Below are 18,709 nucleotides of genomic sequence, written 5' to 3' on the forward strand. Positions count from 1 at the left end.
AATTTATTCCATATTTTTCAACAAATTTGGGATAATATTGAAAATATCTAATTTATTAGGGCAAATATTAGTAACAGATTTAAACTTCAACTGTTTAAAACCATTTTCTGGTGAAAAGTCCTGTGAGGGTTTTAGGGCTTATAGTAATAATAAACCGAATTTTTTCACCGTAGTTCGGTTGTGAAACCTCCCAACCATTGTTTGAAAAAACCGGTAGATAAAGTTCAAAGTAATCGGTTACCAGATTTAAACGAACACCAGAATCATAAACGAATTTCTCATTTACTCCTGTATTTTTAACTAAACCAGCATCTCCATATAATTCTATCCATTTCCATAAATTGAAACTACCATTAACAGTAGTCATCCAATTATTTGAAAATCGATATTGTTGGTCTAAGAAAGATTTGAACCCGCCTTCAGCAATAATTATTTGTTGACTGTAAATACCAGAATCTTCAGACCTGCCCAAATAGCCATAGTCAAATAGATAATCTGTAGGTCTGTCTAAAGCAAAGCTAAAAAAATCTGTATTTGTTTTGTTACTTAAAAATTTACCAGCAAAAAATCTAAGGTTCAATTGTCTATTATTCTCAAACAATTTACGGTATTCATATTCGAAAGATACCTTACTGAAATTACCAGCTAATTGAAAATCAGCAAACCACGAATTATAATCTAAAATCCCATTATTTCTATTGATGTAGCGAGCATTAAAAATACTATAATCAGGATTTTCTGGATCATTGGCCAAACTCTGCAGCGATGGGTCGAAATCTCGTAAAATATTAACGTATCTAAAAGAAATGAATTCTCGCTTATTAGATAATAAATCTTCAGGTCTAAAACCGAAGCTCAATGATGGGGTTATTGAGGTGTATCTTGAATTCTCATTGAAGTGAGATGTTGAAGCTCCAATACCATAATTGGCTACATATAGACCACTTTTACTTAAATACTTTCTATAGGTAAATTTACCATACCCAACGAATGCCTGTTCTTTAAAAGAGTAGGAGGGCGCGAAATCGTAAACGAAGGGTCGTTCTAAAAGAGTTTTATTGTAAAGACGTATGCCAGGTGCCCAACCGTCATATATATTAAAATTAAGTACCGGAACATAAAACACTTGGTTAAAATAAGGATTCTCTGCATCCTTGAAAAAAGTAAAATTTAATTTCTTATTGCTCGATAAAAATCCTTTTAAAGATTTCCAGTTATCTCTCTGATTAAATTCTGGAATTTTCTGGTCATAATTAAGTACAAGTTTATCTTCTTGATTATTAGGAATTGTAAAAGTCTCTTCGAACTTAATATCACTAAACCAATATTCAGATACTATAGAATCTTTTTTAAGGCCAAAGACTGATATTGGCACATTAGTACCTTCTTTATTTTTAATTGTTACTAACAATGAATCTTCTGCTTTCTCTACCTTTTTTATCTTAAAATCGATTTTACGATCTGTAGAGACATAATCTCTAAAGAACCAATCGATATCTTGGGTGGTCGACCGTTTTAGGATGGATTCAAAATCAAGGACTTTAACCGTATTTAATTTATAATACTTGAAAAATGTTTTTATGCTTTCGTCCACTTGTTCCTTACCTATGTAATCTGCTAAATAAGCAAGGCCCAAACCTGCTTTATACTTATTCGCAATTTTTTGATTGAACCAAATAAGGGAATCGTTAGAGGTCTTTAGTGCCTGATCAAGGTTTTTACGTGCTGTAAGGTTGTATAAAAATGAGTACTGATCATTAAAGTCCATTTTAGCCAATTCGAAACTTTTAAATCCCCAAATTTTTGAAAGCTTACCCATAAGTTTCTGGTCTGGGTAGTATTCGTCAACATAAGCAATTATCAAATAATTAGCGATTGCATTATTTAGCCATTGTTCTTTACGCGGATTTAAAAACATGGTCTCCCTTAGAATACTGTTTATCGCAGTTTTAAGGAATTTCAATTCAAATTGAAATTGTTCTTCGTAAGGTCTTATAAATGATGGCAATTGATTTAAACCATATAAAGGGTCTTTATCATAATCTAATTCACTTACCAATATTTTGTCATGAGGATATTCCCCCAAATTATCATAGATAAAATCAGCTACTTTGTTAATGGAAAGACCTTGACCGATTGGACTATAACGAGGTGCCTTAATATTCGTGAGAAATTTCATGTGAGGAGTCACATGTGTTATAAATTCATCTTGAGGGTTTAATATTATTTCACCTCCTCTTTGTAAATTTCCTTTTAATTGGGCAAATTGACCATTAGGGTATTGTGATAAAGAAGAAAGATCAAAATTAGAAGCTATATAAAGACTATCGGGAAACTTAAAATTAATTACCGTATTAGTAACATTGGTATACAGGTCTTCAAGATTTTTATTTGAGTAAAGATGCCATTTACCATCATATACCGCTGGTGTTAAGTACCAATCTTTTAAATAATAACCTCCTCTTTGATTATAACCATATGGAGTGAATTTGTTGGGAGGTAATTTTACCTTGTAAGTGATAAAAATCTTTCTTGACGTTTTTGGGAGTAGAATATTATCAAGAGTAACTTTCAGAATATCTTTTCCCTCGGTACGGCTCCATTCTAGGCCATTGTACGAGTCATCAACTACACTAACAATTGTGGTAGTTCCGCGTTCTTCAGGTTTTGCCAGGTGTAATGATTTTTTGAATTCTTGGGCGAATCGTTTAGCTAACCCTGTATTTTTATCTGAATAAGCGTTTGCCCAGTCATTAAAATAAATTACCCCAAGGTTGTAATTAGAGTTGTTATAATACATGAATTCTTGACGAATATCTAACTCATTGGTATACTCATTTAAACTCACCGTAAGTTCGGTTTTATACTGAGTATATCCCTTGGTTATAAAAGAAACCAAAAGAATTAAACTTAAACAAAAAAGAATATTGAATTTTCGGGTCAAGGCTCTGATTAAAAATTAGGACTCATCGTATGCCCTTTGTAAAAGGTATCTATTATTTCTACTACTTCTTCTTCGGTATCTACAATTTTAATAAGGTTTAAATCTTCTGGGCTAATATTCCCCATTTTAAGCATGGTTGTTTTAACCCAATCCATAAGACCTGTCCAAAATTCGATACCTACCAAAATAATCGGAAATTTTCCGATTTTATGAGTTTGTATTAATGTAATTGCTTCAAATAGTTCATCTAAAGTTCCAAAACCACCTGGCATCACAACAAAACCTTGAGAATATTTTACGAACATAACTTTTCTAACGAAGAAATAGTCAAAGTCTAAACTCTTATCATTATCAATATATGGATTGTCATGTTGCTCAAAAGGAAGGTCTATATTCAAACCAACAGAAGTGCCACCGGCTAAATTTGCGCCTCTATTACCTGCTTCCATGATGCCTGGGCCACCACCTGTGATTATTCCATATCCTGCCTCGGAAATCGATTTTGAAATAGAGACTGCCAATTTATAATATGGGTCTTCCTCCTTTGTTCTGGCAGATCCGAAAATAGATACACATGGTCCAATTTTACTCATGCGTTCAAAACCATTGACAAATTCTCCCATAATTTTAAAAATGGCCCAAGAATCATTGGTTTTTATTTCATTCCAACCCTTATGATGTTTTTCTGATCTCATATATTTTAATACTAATCTTTGTAGTTTGTAAAAACTACCTTTAAAATTCCAATTCTCGCTTTAAAAAGGTTGCGGTATAACTTTTTTTGTCTTTTGCAACTTCTTCAGGGGTTCCTTTTGCTACTAATTTGCCTCCTAATCGTCCTCCTTCATAGCCAATATCTATAATGTAATCTACCATTTTAATTACATCCATATTATGTTCTATGACCAAAACGGTATTTCCTTTATCAGCCAATTTATTTAAAACTTCCATTAATACCCTTATGTCTTCAAAATGAAGACCGGTTGTGGGTTCATCTAAAATATAGAAAGTATTGCCCGTATCTCTCTTTGAAAGTTCTGTTGCTAATTTTATACGTTGGGCTTCACCACCAGAAAGTGTTGTTGATTGTTGACCTAAAGATATATAACCTAAGCCAACATCTTGTATTGTCTTTAACTTACGGTGAATTTTAGGAATTAGTTCAAAAAAAGAAACAGCTTCATTTATGGTCATTTCTAAAACATCAGAAATTGATTTTCCTTTATACCTTATTTCTAAAGTTTCCCTGTTAAATCTTTTGCCATTACAGGTTTCGCATTCAACATACACATCTGGTAAAAAATTCATTTCAATTACTCGAAGACCACCACCTTGACAGGTTTCGCAGCGACCACCTTTTACATTGAAACTAAACCTGCCAGGTTTGTAACCTCTAATTGAGGCTTCTGTTGTTTTAGTGAATAATGTCCTTATCTCACTAAATACACCAGTATACGTTGCAGGGTTAGACCTGGGTGTTCTGCCAATAGGAGATTGGTTAATATCTATTACTTTATCGATATGTTCTAAGCCAGTAATTTTTTTATAAGGCATAGGTTTTTTTACCCCGTTAAAATAATGGGCATTCATAATCGGATAAAGCGTTTCATTGATTAGGGTCGATTTGCCACTGCCAGATACGCCTGTTACACCAATCATTTTTCCTAATGGGAATTTGGCAGTTATATTTTTTAAATTATTACCGGTACAACCAGATAATATAATCTCATGACTATTGCCGGATCTTCTCTTTTTTGGGACTTCAATTCTTTTAGCGCCGGTCATATAATCCGCTGTTAAAGTGTTGAAGTTCTTTAGTTGATCTGGAGTTCCTTGTGAGATAATTTCACCGCCATTTTTACCAGCTTTTGGCCCAATATCAATAACATGGTCTGCCCGTTCTATCATATCACGGTCATGCTCTACAACAATTACCGAGTTGCCTATATCCCTTAGTGATTCTAAAGATTTAATTAGCCGCTCATTATCTCGTTGGTGCAGACCAATACTTGGTTCATCTAAAATATATAGTACACCTACAAGTTGAGAACCAATTTGAGTAGCTAATCGTATTCGTTGTGCTTCGCCTCCAGATAGCGATTTTGAGCTTCTATTTAAGGATAGGTAATCTAAACCAACATCTAACAGAAATTGAATACGCGTATTTATTTCTTTTATAATTTCTTCGGCTATCTTTAATTGATTGCCTTTCAATTTTTCATCAAGTCCCTTAAAAAAGCTAGCCAATTCAACAATATCCAAATTCGCTAATTCGGCAATATTTTTATCTTCAATTTTAAAATATAGTGATTCTTTTTTTAATCGGTAACCATCGCATGTAGGACAAGTGATTTTATCCATATATTCTTTTGCCCATCGTCTTATAGAAGTAGATGCAGCTTCTTCAAACTGATTTTTTATGAAGTTAGAAATACCCTCATAATCTATTTTGTAAGTTCTTTTAACGCCCAAAGATTTTGAGTCTACCTCAAAACTTTCTTTACCACCATTTAATAAAATTTCAATAGCTTCTTTGGGTATGTCTTTAATTGGGTCTGTAATTTGAAAATTATAGCGCTCCGCTATCGTTTCTATCTGCTTAAAAGCCCAAGACTTTTTATAGTCTCCGAGTGGTGCAATACCACCACTTTTAATAGAAAGTTTTTTATCTGGGAATATCTTTTTTTCATTTACCTCATAAACATGCCCCAAACCACTGCAATGGGGGCACATTCCTTTTGGCGAATTAAAGGAGAAGGTGTTTGGTTCAGGAGAAGGATAGGAGATACCTGAAGTTGGGCACATAAGATCTCTACTAAAATACCTAGGTACATCAGTGCCTTCTTCTAACACCATCAGCACATTATTACCGCTATACATTGCTGTATTTATGGTTTCTGCTAAACGCTTATGAAAATCTTCGCTCTCAATTACTTTTAGACGGTCAATTACAATCTCGATATCGTGAGTTTTGTAACGATCCACTTTCATGCCCTTTACAATATCCTTTACCTCACCGTCTACTCTTACTTTTACAAAGCCTTGTTTGGCTATTTGCTCAAAAAGTTCACGGTAATGTCCTTTTCTTGACTTAATTATGGGAGCTAGTATGTTTATTTTTTTATCATCATACGATTCGATAATCAAATTTTTAATTTGTTCATCGCTGTAGCTAACCATTTTTTCACCAGTATTATAACTATGCGCATCGGCGGCTCGGGCGAAAAGTAGTCTTAAGAAATCGTATACTTCGGTTATGGTGCCAACGGTAGATCTAGGAGACTTGGATGTCGTTTTTTGTTCAATGGCAATAACAGGCGATAGGCCATCAATCTTATCAACGTCAGGTCGTTCTAAGCCACCTAAAAATTGTCTTGCATAGGCAGAAAACGTTTCAATATAACGTCGTTGACCTTCAGCATATATCGTATCAAACGCCAACGAAGATTTTCCACTACCCGATAACCCGGTAATAACTACCAGTTTATCGCGGGGAATTGTAACATCAATATTTTTAAGGTTATGAACACGGGCGCCTTTAACCTCAATATTTTCTTCAAAATTAATCATGTATTCATAGCAAAGATGTAAAAGTACGAATATGAGCGCGATTTACATATGCACTGGTATTGTTTGCTTTTTGGAATATGGTCTAAATTTCTGTTAAATATATTGTTGCATTTTAACATAATTAATGAAAAATGAGATTGCCTAATACAAAACTATAACTTAATTAAATCTCATAAATCCTTTATTGAGTTTACAAATCTTTCCACCAGTTAGGGTATGAAGTAACAGAATCCTTTACAATAATCTCTTGCCCAATTTGTGGTGCAATGACCACTATGTTTAATTCATCAGCTTTTACTTTTACACGCACAATTGGGTCTTTCCAATCGTGTAACGCCAATTTAAATCCGCCCCAATGTATCGGCATTATTTTTTATGCTCGAACATCAAGACCTGCTTGAGCAGTTTCTTCAGGCATCATATGGATATCTGACCACATTGTATTGTATTGTATTGTATTGTATTGACCGCATTCCATCAATGCTAGGTCGAAAGGGCCATATTTTTCACCAATCTCAGCAAAGTGTGGGGAGTAGCCGCTATCACCGCTAAAGTAAATGTTTTCATTTTCAGATGTAATTATCCAAAAACACCACAACGTGGTTTGACTATTGTTTATATTTCTACCTGAGAAATGCTGTGCAGGTGTACAAACTAATTTTAAGGTTTCAAATTGAGTTTCTTGCCACCAGTCCATTTCGGTAATTTTAGAATTAGGAATTCCCCATGCTAGCAAGTGATTACCAACACCAAGTGGTGTTGACCTCCTCCCATATTTAGGTACCGGTCATAGCTAGAGAATGGGGGCTATTTTCAATCATTTAGATATATTCGTTGGGGGACATGTCCCTTCACGAGCTATTTGGTGTGATCTTAATTTAGTATATGTTTATCCGGTTTTACAGATAGTCCAAAATTAGGGCAATAAGGGTAAATTTATATTTAACTTATAAATTATAAACCCGACGGTTTTCTATTTGTAAAGTTCAGAATAACAGTATTTTATATGACTTATTTAATAACCGCATACGCTACCGTATACGGTGGGTCCCAAAAAAATAAACCGTTAATACTGAATGTAAATCATTCAATATCAACGGTTTAATCAGTAGCGAGAGGGGGGCACGATCCCCCGACCTCCGGGTTATGAACTTTAACCGCTATTTTTTAGTTTTACAACCTATTGAAAAACAAATAGTTATTAAATATATTTTTACTGTTTTAGTGTAAACCGTATACGGTAGCGTATACGGTCTACTTTATAAAAATATTGAACTTCTATAAATTCTCCTAATAATATTTGTAATGTGCACAATATTAAAGAAGATTGGTTAGAGGTTTTAACTCTGCCACCCCGACAAATTATAGTATCAATCTATAGCAAAAACCTGTTAATCGTATGATTATCAGGTTTTTTTGTTTTTAGGGATATCAAAACATATCATTTAATCCCAATAGAAACGTCAACAAATCGGTCAACAGTTAAATTTTTTAATTAGTAACTAATTGATATATAATTAATTACGTGTTAATTTTGTCATCCTGCCACTCCTGGCTAATACATTTTAAAATTTTGTAAATATTTGATTTACATTGTTTTGTGTTTTTAATAGCACTATAGAATTACACCAAATTAGTACAAATTGAATAGCAAATAAAAAACCCTAAGAATTAACATCATATTAACGTAAAAGTGATTTACATTTGATTAGGAATTAAGTAAGGTTTATGTTAACTCAAAGGCTTCTATGGCTTTTCGTTTTGATGCTAGCCGGGTTGACAACATCGGCCGCAACTCTGCCTATTGAGGATTCCGAACTACACATTTTCCATTTAGGAAGTAACAATTTTCAGGAAGAAAATCGAAATTCCTTTGGTTTGTTAAATTTTGAGATAAATAGCATTACACAGAATTATCTCAGAAAAAAACAAGACACTTCAAATTTCTTTTATCACCTTAAGGATAATCAACAGATCATTGATTGCGAACTGTTTTTTGTTTTATACCCCAAAAACGTACATGCCATCGGGTTAAGGCTGCCAAGTCATTCAATCAGCTATCCTTTTCATACTTTCCTTTAGACGACTAAACTTTCGCTTTTGTTTTGGGAATAAAACTTTTTCCAAATTTTCGCCTACCCAAATTTAAGGCAAGCAAATATGAAAGTCCCGATTAAAAATCAGCAAAGTCAATTTTAACAATTCTAAAGAAAATTCAAATGGAAATATCAATGATTATAGTGAGCCTCTTATTAGCAGGCAGTGTTTTTATACCTTTTTATCTGTTCAATATCGCCGGGCAAAGTGAAAGAAAAAAATTCAAAAAAAAAATTGAGGAAATAATTACCAAAAATAACCTCAACATCAGCGAGTCTGAAACTTGGGGGATTACTTCTATAGGAATAGACCCAATCATGAAAAAACTGTTGTTCGTAAAAATTTATCCAACCGAAAATAACATTCAACTAGTAGATCTGAGTGCCGTGAATGAGTTTCAAATTTTAGAAAAAAGAAAGGTCATTAGTACTGAAAACAGAAAAGAGCGTGTTTTGGAACAATTGGATTTACAGGTTTTACTGAAAAATGGAAATATGCATATATTGAATTTTTACACTATTTCCGAAGATCAAGGCGAAGATTTTGAAGTTCGAAGAATCGAGAAATGGAATGCGCTATTAAAAAGTTTCATTTTGGATAAGCCAATAAAGCAAAAAGCGGCTTAATTTAAATGAAATATTATGAACCTGTTCAAAAATAACCAATGTTACTGACCGCTATCCTGTTCCTTTTATGGATAAGTTATTTAGCCTATCTATTTTTTTGGATGATTACAGAAATTATGCATAGGAAGAAAACCACGACAGAAAAACATCCTTTTTCAGTGGCTGTAACCGTTCAAAAAATAGACTCGCCAAGCATTTTGTTCTTTATGGGCATCTTGTTGGCTGTGGCCGCCATGCAGACCAACGGCTTCTTGAAGGTTGTAGGCAATGGCATGGACAATGCCTTTGCCGATTTTCATGTAGTTGGTACACTCTTAGGGCTTTTGTCGTCTATAGTGGACAACGTTCCTCTGGTCGCCGGTGCCATGGGTATGTATAGTATGGAACTCTATCTGCAAGACCATCAGTTCTGGACATTCTTGGCATACTGCGCCGGTACCGGTGGAAGCTTGCTGGTTATAGGTTCCGCTGCTGGTGCTATAGCCATGGGAATTCTTAAAATTGATTTCTTGTGGTACGTAAAACGTATCTCAAGACTAGCCTTGTTAGTTTATATATCGGGTGTAGGGGTTAATGTATTGCTCAACCAATGAACAAGGTCACAATAAATGGTAGAAATGATATCGGCGATTATCCTATTCACATAGTAAGTTTCAAAAAAGCAATCAAAATATGGGAATGATGGGTATAGTTTTACCATTGACCGATCCAGTATTAAAATTTCTACTAATACTTTCCATCATTCTTATTGCCCCACTGTTATTGAACAAATTAAAAATTCCGCATCTTTTGGGCCTCATTTTGGCCGGTGCCCTGGTCGGCCCTAAAGGATTTAACCTCATTGAAAGGGATAGTGGCATCATTCTCTCAGGTACGGCCGGACTGCTCTACATTATGTTTCTTGCAGGTTTGGAAATTGATTTGGCCGACTTTAAAAAGAACAGTAGAAAGAGTTTGGTTTTTGGCCTATATACGTTTTTGGTGCCAATGACAATGGGTATTTTAGGTGGGCTTTACATTTTAAATTTTTCAATGTCCACCTCGGTACTTTTGGCCAGTATGTTCGCCTCACATACGTTGATTGCGTATCCACTTATCAGTAAGATGGGGGTTTCCAAAAACTTGGCGGTCAACATTACGGTGGGCGGTACAATTATAACGGATACCTTGGCCTTATTGGTGCTGGCCGTAATCGTTGGTATGAACTCTGGCGAAGTAAATACTGAATTTTGGATAAGGTTATCGGCCTCCATACTTCTTTTCGGACTCATTGTATTGCTATTGTTTCCTATATTGGGAAGTTGGTTTTTCAAGCGGTTCGATGATCATATTTCGCATTATATTTTTGTGCTTTTTATGCTGTTTCTCGGTGCGGCGATTGCGCAACTGGCCGGTATAGAACCTATCATCGGTGCCTTCTTGTCCGGTTTGGCGATGAACAGGCTTATTCCCCCCACATCGCCGCTGATGAATCGGGTCGAATTTGTTGGTAACGCCATTTTTATCCCTTTTTTCCTTATTAGCGTAGGCATGCTCATTGATTTTCGGGCGTTTTTCAAAGATTGGGAAACGTTCAAAGTGGGTACGTTAATGATCATCATCGCTACTTCCGCAAAATTCATAGCTGCATGGCTTGCCCAAAAAACCTACGGACTTTCCATAGACCAGAGAAGATTAATTTTTGGGCTCAGCAATGCACAGGCAGCAGCTACACTTGCTGCCGTATTGGTTGGTTATGCTATAATTATTGGAGAAGCTCCTACGGGCGAGCCTATTAGACTTTTGAACGAAAATGTATTGAACGGCACTATTTTAATGATTCTGTTTACTTGTACCTTAGCTACATTCGTTGCACAAAAAGGGGCCAAGAATATCGCACTGCAAAATAACGCTGATGTTGGAGAAGAGCCTTCGTATCAAGAGAAAATTTTAATTCCCGTAAGCAACCTAAAGACCATTGATGAACTTATTGCCTTGGGGGTGGCAATTAAATCAAAGAAAAACTATCTGGGTCTATATGCGCTAAATGTCATCGATAATACTTCAATAGATGGTTCTGAGGAGGCAAAAGCCAGAAAGATTTTGACCAAAGCGGCCGTAACGGCCGCTGCAACCGACAATATTCTGCAAGAGTTGCTTCGCTACGATATTAACCTTCTTAATGGAATTACCAGTGTGGTCAAAGAGCGTAATATCACAGATTTGATTTTGGGGCTTCATGTTAACCAGGGAACCTCCGACTCGTTTTTGGGAAACCTTACGGAAAATATCCTGCTCAAATGCAATGCCACTATACTCATATATAAACCGGTTAAGCAATTGGCCTCGATAAAAAGATATAACATCATTGTACCCGATAAGGCCGAGTTGGAGATTGGTTTTCCCTTATGGTTGAAGAAGGTTTTAAACCTTTCGACAAATACCGGGGCAAAGCTAATTTTCTACGTATCGCAAGAGACCGAAAGGGTGCTAAAGGCAAAAGTGCAATTAAATACTTTGGATGTTGTATATAAAAAATTGGCTAACTTGCTAGATCTGCGGAACATGGTAGATGATTTTGATAAGTATGACAACTTCATCTTCGTACTAAGTAGAAAGAACGAACCTTCTTACCATAAAAGTATGGAAACCGTACCATCCTTTTTGGACACTTTTTTCAAGGATAACGGTTTTATCCTTATCTATCCTATACAGGAAGGTATCTGGGGTACTCCAAAAATAGATTTTAGGGAGGCCACTTTTTTTGATTTATCCCATAAACTTGACAAAATTGAAAGCTCCTTAACAAAGCGTTTAAAGCTTAGATGATTACAAACATGAAGACATCCACACATAAAATATCAGCTATATCCCTTCTTATGACGTTGGGTATTGTCTTTGGCGACATCGGCACTTCCCCCCTTTATGTCTTTACGGCCATAACACAAGGGAAGGATTTTGATCCGTTATTGGTCATGGGCGGTATGTCCTGTATCTTTTGGACTCTTATACTCATTGCGACCTTTAAGTATATTTATCTGGCGTTAAATGCTGACAACCAAGGTGAAGGCGGAATTTTTGCTCTGTATGCACTACTGCGCAAGACAAAATCGAAATGGATAATTTATCCGGCCTTGATTGGTTGTGCTACGTTGATCAGCGATGGTTTTATCACACCGGCGATTTCGATATCTTCGGCCATTGAAGGTCTTGATATTCTGTATGAAGGCATCCCTACCTTGCCCATTGTGTGTGGTATCCTCATTGCCCTCTTCCTTATTCAACAGTTCGGCACCAAAAAAATAGGTATTCTTTTTGGTCCTATCATGCTTTTGTGGTTTGCAACCCTTGGCATTCTTGGTTTCAACCAACTTGTGGGCAATCCGGAAGTTTTGAAGGCTATAAACCCTATGTTCGCATTTGACTTTTTGACGCAATATCCGAGTGCGCTTTGGATTTTGGGGGCGGTTTTTTTGTGTACCACCGGTGCCGAAGCATTATATTCTGATTTAGGGCACTGCGGAAAAAATAACATTAGGATTACCTGGCTTTTTGTCTTGACCATGTTATTGCTCAACTACTTTGGGCAAGCTGCGTTTTGTTTATCACTGGCAAGCGGAGCCTCCGTTAAATCTGTTTTTTATGCCACTGTGCCCAGCGGATTTTTACCATATGTCATAGGAATAGCCACAGTTGCTACCGTAATAGCCAGCCAAGCGTTGATTACGGGCATATTTACTTTGGTCAACGAGGCGATCAAATTGAAATTATGGACGAACCTTCGGGTCAAGTACACTTCTACCCACAAAGGCCAAATCTATATACCATTTATTAATTACTTTCTTTTGGCCGGTTGTTTGTTGGTGGTCTTTATTTTCAAAAAATCGACCAATATGGAATCTGCCTACGGTTTGGCCATTACCATCGATATGTTGATGACAAGTTTGTTGCTCGGCTTTCTGTTACTGGCAACCTATAAAAACAGGAAAACGATTATCATATTTACTTTCATTATCATTTTCATCGTTGAGGGAGTCTTTTTTGTTTCGAATCTCAATAAAATAGTTCATGGTGGATGGTTTACATTACTATTGGCAACGTTATTATTTATTTTGTTGGTTTTTTACCATAAGGCGAGAAAACTGCGCGGCAAGGTAGCGGAATATCAAAAACTGGAAGAAATTGAACCCTTGCTATTGAAGGTTATCAATGATACCAGAATTCCATACTTGTCCACGAACCTTGTCTTTCCGACACGATCTTCCAGAACAAATTATATCGATGTGACCATCGCGCATTCGTTGTTCCGTTCCCAGCCTAAAAAGGCAGCCGTTTATTGGTTTGCGCACATTGAAGTTACGAATGAACCCTATGGGGTTTTCTATAGCACGGAAACCATCATTCCTCAAAAAAGTTTCTTTGTCAGGCTACGTTTGGGCTTTAAGGAGCCACACCTCATCGATACCATGATACGGAAAATTCATCATGATCTGACCGAATCGGGTGAGATCAATGGGGAAAACATATTCTTTCCGGATGTAAGGGACATTCCAGCCGACTTTAAATATGTACTGATTAATTCTCGAGTGGCTACGGATAACCAACTTTCTATTCTGGAAATATTTGCCGTACGCATCTATAGGTTCTTAAAAGCGACAGGGCTGTCCGCCATGGACGATTTTGGATTGGACGCCACCAATTCCCTTGAAGAGAAAATACCGATAAACGTCGCACCCATTGAGAAAATAAGAGTTGTACGCATACCTTAAAAAATAAATTTCATACAAAATGTTAGATAAACTATTTAGAAAAAAATCATTGGAAAGCCTTCAGAAAGAATCTGAGGAGTCTTCCTTAAAACGGTCGTTGGGCGTTTTTGACCTGACTATGTTGGGTATCGGTGCTATAATAGGAACTGGTATTTTTGTGCTCACCGGTGAAGCGGCAGCAGGTACGGAACACGCACTTGGTGCTGGACCGGCCCTGACCCTTTCTTTTGTAATTACGGGTCTGGCCTGTTTGTTTGCCGCCCTATGTTATGCCGAATTCGCCTCTATGATACCCGTTTCGGGGAGTGCTTACACCTATTCGTACCACTCTTTTGGGGAATTGATCGCCTGGATCATCGGTTGGGATCTGATTCTGGAGTATGCCGTTGGCAATGTGGCGGTGGCCATAGGCTGGTCCGGGTATTTCAAGAATTTATTGGATGGTTTCGGGTGGTACCTTCCTGGCTGGATGTCCGCCTCCACAGGTACCCAAATGGTACAGTTACCATCAGGGTCATGGACGGCCTTGACGCCCGCGCTCGAGGTAAAATATGCCGATGTAATTACTACATTTCCAACCAGTACTGCCCTCCTGAATATGCCTGCAGTTGTAATTACCCTTTTGGTAACCGTATTGCTCTATATCGGCATTAAGGAATCCGCAAGGGTAAACGCCACATTGGTGATTATAAAATTGATTCTTGTGGGGATATTTTTATGGTTCGGTCTGCCCCATTTCAATCCTGATGTGTACTGGGAACCTTTTGCGCCCAACGGTTGGAAAGGTATTATGACCGGAGCCGCCCTTGTATTTTTCGCCTATGTAGGGTTCGATGCGGTGAGCACCACCTCGGAAGAGGCCAAGAACCCGCAACGTGATCTGCCCCGTGCCATGATCTTTGCACTTGTAGCCTGTACTATTCTTTACATTGTGGTGGCAGGGGCCTTAACGGGTATGGCCCCTTTGGATGTTTTGGCCAATGAAAAACCGGTTGCCGAGGCCTTGATTTCGGTGGGGGAGAACAATATCGCCCTACTCATCGCAATTGGCATCACTATAACAATGCCCAGTGTGCTACTGGTCATGCAATTGGGACAAATACGAATTCTTTTTGCCATGAGCAGGGACGGGCTGTTGGGCCATCGGTTCAGCAATGTGGATAAACGTTTTTTTACGCCTTCTTTTGCAACCGTTGCCGTGGGATTGTTTGTTGCAGTTCTTGCCGGAACTATCGACATCGGCGTGGCTGCAGAACTTACCAATATAGGTACCTTGTTCGCTTTTGTACTGGTTGCCATAGGTATTTGGGTGCTTCGCATAAAACAACCCGATTCGCCCAGAAAATTCAAGACACCGGCCTTTAAGCTTGTCTGTTCGCTTTGCGTTTTAATCTGTCTGGGCTTGATGCTCGCACTCCCTTACGTTACTTGGGTTCGTTTTGTAATGTGGATGGTAATAGGTGTGGTGGTCTACTTCGCTTTTGGGTATAGACATAGTAGATTGAATCGGAAATTTTAACAAATTTGAAGGTAAGAAGTAACAAGTTATCGTTGTTGTCTAAAAAACATTTTACGAATGATAGCCCAAAAGAAGGGGATTAAAGAAATCGCAATTAGACTTAAAAATATAAGGCCATAATTATTCTTTACCCAGGGTATTTCACCTAAAAAGAATCCAGTCAATAGAAACAAAGAAATCCATAAAAACGCCCCTATTAATGTATTTTTGAAGAATAACCTTTGATCCATTTTGGCCAGACCAGCAACAAATGGGATATATGTTCTGATTATAGGAAAAAAACGCCCAATGATAACCGCTTGGTTGCCATGCTTTTGGTAGTAATGTTCGGCGGCTGGCAGGTATTTCTTCAAGAATTTTTGAACGATTGAATTTCTACTTGCCCTTAACGCTGCCCCTAAAGTACTACCCACAAAATAATTCAAGAGGTTTCCCGCAATTGCGGCTATGATCAAAAGCGGTATTAAGACAGTTACCTCGAGTTCGGTTGTCGCAGCGATTACTCCCGCAGAAAACAGAAGTCCGTCACCAGGTAGGAAGGGGAAGAAAATCAATCCCGTTTCCAACAAAATAATCAAAAAGAGTATGAGGTAGGCTTTGTTGACGTTTTCCGATACCAATGCCAAAAGGGCATCATCCGTATGAAGTATCAACTCAATTAGTTCGTTCATTAGTAACGGTCATAGTTAAGCATTATAGACTATTTGAGCTTTTAATTTTTTCTTCAAATCAGACAAAAAGAATAAGCAAATGTAAGTTACAACCCACTATATTGTAATATATTCCAATCCATTTCGATAGAAATTATATTTCCAACAAATTCCAAAGTTTAGATGCATACAAAGGTAAATCTAATTTTAAAAGGAACGTGGCAATACGGAAAAAGTCGAAGCATTCAAGCATAAATCACAAATCAAGCGCTACACCGTTAGAATTTAAAAAATTGTAGAATAATTAAACCCGAAAATGGTATTTTAATGAAACAGCGTCAGATAACCGATTATCTTTGATATGGTCTTTTTTTTTATGGTAGAAAACTATGAGCTATGTCCTTTCGGAACTTATGTTCCTTCTTATCCAATATTAATTTATCTTCCCTACGAAATCATATGAACTTAGTCTATGGAAACTTACCCCAAAAATAAACCCTCCATTTTTAAAAATCTAACGTTTCAAATCTTGATAGCGATGCTATTGGGGGCACTTCTTGGTATTTATGTACACAATAATTACGAAGTGACCAGTGCCATAAAATTTAGTGGTAATATTAAGATGCTGGCAACGATTTTTATCAGGCTTGTGCTAATGATCATCTCACCATTGGTATTTACAACGCTGGTTGTGGGAATCACTAAACTCGGAGATATCAAATCAGTTGGAAGAATCGGAGGAAAGGCGATGGCCTGGTTTTTTACCGCATCTTTTATCTCACTTTTCATAGGTATGTTTTATGTGAATATGTTAGAGCCCGGCGTGGGACTAAATCTTACAGATGTCGATGTTACCGCAGCAGATGCAATAACCGATAAAACCAAACATTTTTCAGCCCAAGAATTTATCGAACATATCATTCCTAGAAGTATCATAGAAGCAATGGCTACCAATGAGATATTGCAAATTGTCATATTTTCCATATTTTTTGGATTGGCAGCAGCCTCTATAGGTGACTATACTAAACCTGTGGTTTTGGCATTGGAAAAAACATCACATATTATATTGAAAATGGTAAATTATGTAATGATGTTTGCGCCCCTAGGTGTTTTTGGAGCAATTGCTGGAGTTTTTGCCATTAGGGACATCAATGAATTATTGCTTACCTATGCGCATTTTTTTGGTTCTTTTTTAATTGGTATTACAACATTATGGGCGGTACTTTTATTAATCGGCTATATCTTTTTAAGAAAGCAAATGACCACTTTGCTAAAGCACATTGTTAGTCCGTTGATTATTGCTTTTGGTACAACCAGTAGCGAAGCGGTTTTTCCTAAATTAACAGAAGAATTAGAGCGTTTTGGGGTAAAAAACCGAATTGTCTCGTTCATGCTGCCATTAGGGTATTCTTTTAATCTGGATGGAAGTATGATGTATATGACTTTCGCAAGCATTTTTATTGCCCAAGCTTATGGCATACAATTGGATTTTGAGGCACAATTGACCATGCTATTTGTATTGTTGCTAACGAGTAAAGGTGTAGCAGGAGTTCCTAGGGCAAGTTTAGTAGTGGTTGCAGCAACTTGTGGCATGTTTGATATACCAATAGAAGGAATAGCGCTTATTCTTCCAATAGACCATTTTTGTGATATGTTTAGAAGTGCAACCAATGTATTGGGTAATTCCGTTGCTACCGCAGTAGTAGGCAAATGGGAAAAAGCGATAGAATAAAAAAAACCAAGATTTTTTATTATCCTGATTTCTTTATTTTGTCAAAAGCATAAGGCCTTATGGTTAAGTTCCTAAAATTGGCATAATACCCATTAAGCATATAGAATTCAAGGGCAACTTTCAGCTAATAAAAAGGGGTATCAGCGGCTTTTAAGTTGTTGTTGATTATGGTGTTTTGTAAAATGCTCAATTTTGCTTCTAAGGCAATTTCAAATGCATTTTTGATACGCAGCGCAAGTTCAATATTAAATTCATGTGTTTTAATGGTTCCAATGTCAATTACAACGGAATCTAATTCGATAGTAATTTCTTTCGGAATTTTTTATGTGATTACATCTTCTAATTTTGGTGCTATTTGTGCATCGAAAATAGTCTAAATTACATTGTTATATTGAGCAGCCAATTTTTTGCTTTCATATTCGAAAACAACAATTAAGGTATTTATACTATTTACGATTTGGCTCATTAACGCCTAGAATTTGATTCCAATTTTGATAAGATCGGTTCTACACAATTTTTTTTCAATTTTTTTTTCATTTGCTCTAAATACTTTGTAAGCTTTTTTTGGACTTACTATATTTAACTGGACACCAAGTTAAGAGCGTGTTGGCCGTTTAAATTGACTTTGAGACATGTCAAGAGAAAAAAGAAATTACACTGTAGAGTTCAAAGAAAAGGCCAAGGAATCTAGTTAGGCACGTGGTAGCGTTGTCGAGAAATACAGGGAATTGCATAACCCTACATCGGTGTTGAGCCGCTGGATTAGAGCATCGGACACCTATGGCAAGAACAGTTTTCCTGGAAAGGGAAACCCGAAACTGAC

General features: G+C 36.8%; 11 protein-coding genes and 1 pseudogene. 6 read left to right on the forward strand and 6 right to left on the reverse strand.

The features are described from left to right. Positions 1-94 precede the first annotated feature (94 nt). From AACZ49_RS10460 to AACZ49_RS10480, 5 genes and pseudogenes are all read right to left on the reverse strand, one after another. Complete coding sequence (locus AACZ49_RS10460; protein ID WP_339654329.1) at positions 95-2,899, reverse strand: metalloprotease; 2,805 nt, start codon at positions 2,897-2,899, stop codon at positions 95-97. A gap of 53 nt (positions 2,900-2,952) precedes the next feature. After that, positions 2,953-3,639, reverse strand: a complete 687-nt coding sequence (locus AACZ49_RS10465) for a TIGR00730 family Rossman fold protein (RefSeq protein WP_339654333.1) — start codon at positions 3,637-3,639, stop codon at positions 2,953-2,955. Between the two features lie 40 nt (positions 3,640-3,679). Next, the gene (gene uvrA / locus AACZ49_RS10470) at positions 3,680-6,514 is read right to left on the reverse strand and encodes an excinuclease ABC subunit UvrA (protein ID WP_339654336.1); all 2,835 of its coding nucleotides are present in this window, start codon (positions 6,512-6,514) and stop codon (positions 3,680-3,682) included. A 190-nt stretch (positions 6,515-6,704) separates the two neighbouring features. Then, a complete protein-coding gene (locus tag AACZ49_RS10475; RefSeq protein WP_339654339.1) occupies positions 6,705-6,881 on the reverse strand; it encodes a hypothetical protein in 177 nt (58 codons plus the stop codon). A gap of 6 nt (positions 6,882-6,887) precedes the next feature. Next, positions 6,888-7,259 (reverse strand): annotated as a pseudogene (locus tag AACZ49_RS10480) (MBL fold metallo-hydrolase); the annotation flags it as partial. A 1,474-nt stretch (positions 7,260-8,733) separates the two neighbouring features. On the opposite strand from AACZ49_RS10480, the gene AACZ49_RS10485 reads away from it, so the two are divergent. The 5 genes from AACZ49_RS10485 (at position 8,734) to AACZ49_RS10505 (ending at position 15,504) form a co-directional block, all read left to right on the forward strand. After that, positions 8,734-9,237 (forward strand): hypothetical protein, encoded by a 504-nt coding sequence (locus AACZ49_RS10485; RefSeq protein WP_339654342.1) that lies wholly within the window; start codon positions 8,734-8,736, stop codon positions 9,235-9,237. 38 nt (positions 9,238-9,275) lie between these two features. Further along, complete coding sequence (locus AACZ49_RS10490; protein ID WP_339654344.1) at positions 9,276-9,830, forward strand: hypothetical protein; 555 nt, start codon at positions 9,276-9,278, stop codon at positions 9,828-9,830. A gap of 85 nt (positions 9,831-9,915) precedes the next feature. Beyond that, positions 9,916-12,045, forward strand: a complete 2,130-nt coding sequence (locus AACZ49_RS10495; protein WP_339654346.1) for a cation:proton antiporter — start codon at positions 9,916-9,918, stop codon at positions 12,043-12,045. Positions 12,046-12,053: 8 nt separating this feature from the next. Next, a complete protein-coding gene (locus AACZ49_RS10500) occupies positions 12,054-13,985 on the forward strand; it encodes a KUP/HAK/KT family potassium transporter (protein ID WP_339654349.1) in 1,932 nt (643 codons plus the stop codon). A 19-nt stretch (positions 13,986-14,004) separates the two neighbouring features. Further along, positions 14,005-15,504, forward strand: coding sequence for an amino acid permease (locus AACZ49_RS10505; protein ID WP_339654352.1), 1,500 nt, complete (start codon positions 14,005-14,007; stop codon positions 15,502-15,504). A 26-nt stretch (positions 15,505-15,530) separates the two neighbouring features. On the opposite strand, the gene AACZ49_RS10510 is transcribed toward AACZ49_RS10505, so the two are convergent. Beyond that, entirely contained in the window at positions 15,531-16,175 is a 645-nt protein-coding gene (locus AACZ49_RS10510) for a VTT domain-containing protein (protein WP_339654355.1), read from the reverse strand. A 451-nt stretch (positions 16,176-16,626) separates the two neighbouring features. Between AACZ49_RS10510 and AACZ49_RS10515 the strand changes: the two genes are divergently transcribed. Next, positions 16,627-17,886: a cation:dicarboxylase symporter family transporter gene (locus tag AACZ49_RS10515; RefSeq protein ID WP_339654358.1), complete on the forward strand. Its 1,260-nt coding sequence runs from the start codon at positions 16,627-16,629 to the stop codon at positions 17,884-17,886. Positions 17,887-18,709: the final 823 nt, after the last annotated feature.

The organism is uncultured Maribacter sp. (assembly GCF_963975365.1).
In the GTDB taxonomy this organism is placed as follows: domain Bacteria; phylum Bacteroidota; class Bacteroidia; order Flavobacteriales; family Flavobacteriaceae; genus Maribacter.

What these genes read in the sequence shown, in the direction of transcription:
- AACZ49_RS10475 (WP_339654339.1), bottom strand. Translation starts at nt 6,881, where the DNA reads ATGCCGATACATTGGGGCGGATTTAAATTGGCGTTACACGATTGGAAA.
- AACZ49_RS10490 (WP_339654344.1), top strand. Translation starts at nt 9,276, where the DNA reads ATGTTACTGACCGCTATCCTGTTCCTTTTATGGATAAGTTATTTAGCC.
- AACZ49_RS10505 (WP_339654352.1), top strand. Translation starts at nt 14,005, where the DNA reads ATGTTAGATAAACTATTTAGAAAAAAATCATTGGAAAGCCTTCAGAAA.
- AACZ49_RS10485 (WP_339654342.1), top strand. Translation starts at nt 8,734, where the DNA reads ATGGAAATATCAATGATTATAGTGAGCCTCTTATTAGCAGGCAGTGTT.
- AACZ49_RS10500 (WP_339654349.1), top strand. Translation starts at nt 12,054, where the DNA reads ATGAAGACATCCACACATAAAATATCAGCTATATCCCTTCTTATGACG.
- AACZ49_RS10515 (WP_339654358.1), top strand. Translation starts at nt 16,627, where the DNA reads ATGGAAACTTACCCCAAAAATAAACCCTCCATTTTTAAAAATCTAACG.
- AACZ49_RS10465 (WP_339654333.1), bottom strand. Translation starts at nt 3,639, where the DNA reads ATGAGATCAGAAAAACATCATAAGGGTTGGAATGAAATAAAAACCAAT.
- uvrA (WP_339654336.1), bottom strand. Translation starts at nt 6,514, where the DNA reads ATGATTAATTTTGAAGAAAATATTGAGGTTAAAGGCGCCCGTGTTCAT.
- AACZ49_RS10510 (WP_339654355.1), bottom strand. Translation starts at nt 16,175, where the DNA reads ATGAACGAACTAATTGAGTTGATACTTCATACGGATGATGCCCTTTTG.
- AACZ49_RS10495 (WP_339654346.1), top strand. Translation starts at nt 9,916, where the DNA reads ATGATGGGTATAGTTTTACCATTGACCGATCCAGTATTAAAATTTCTA.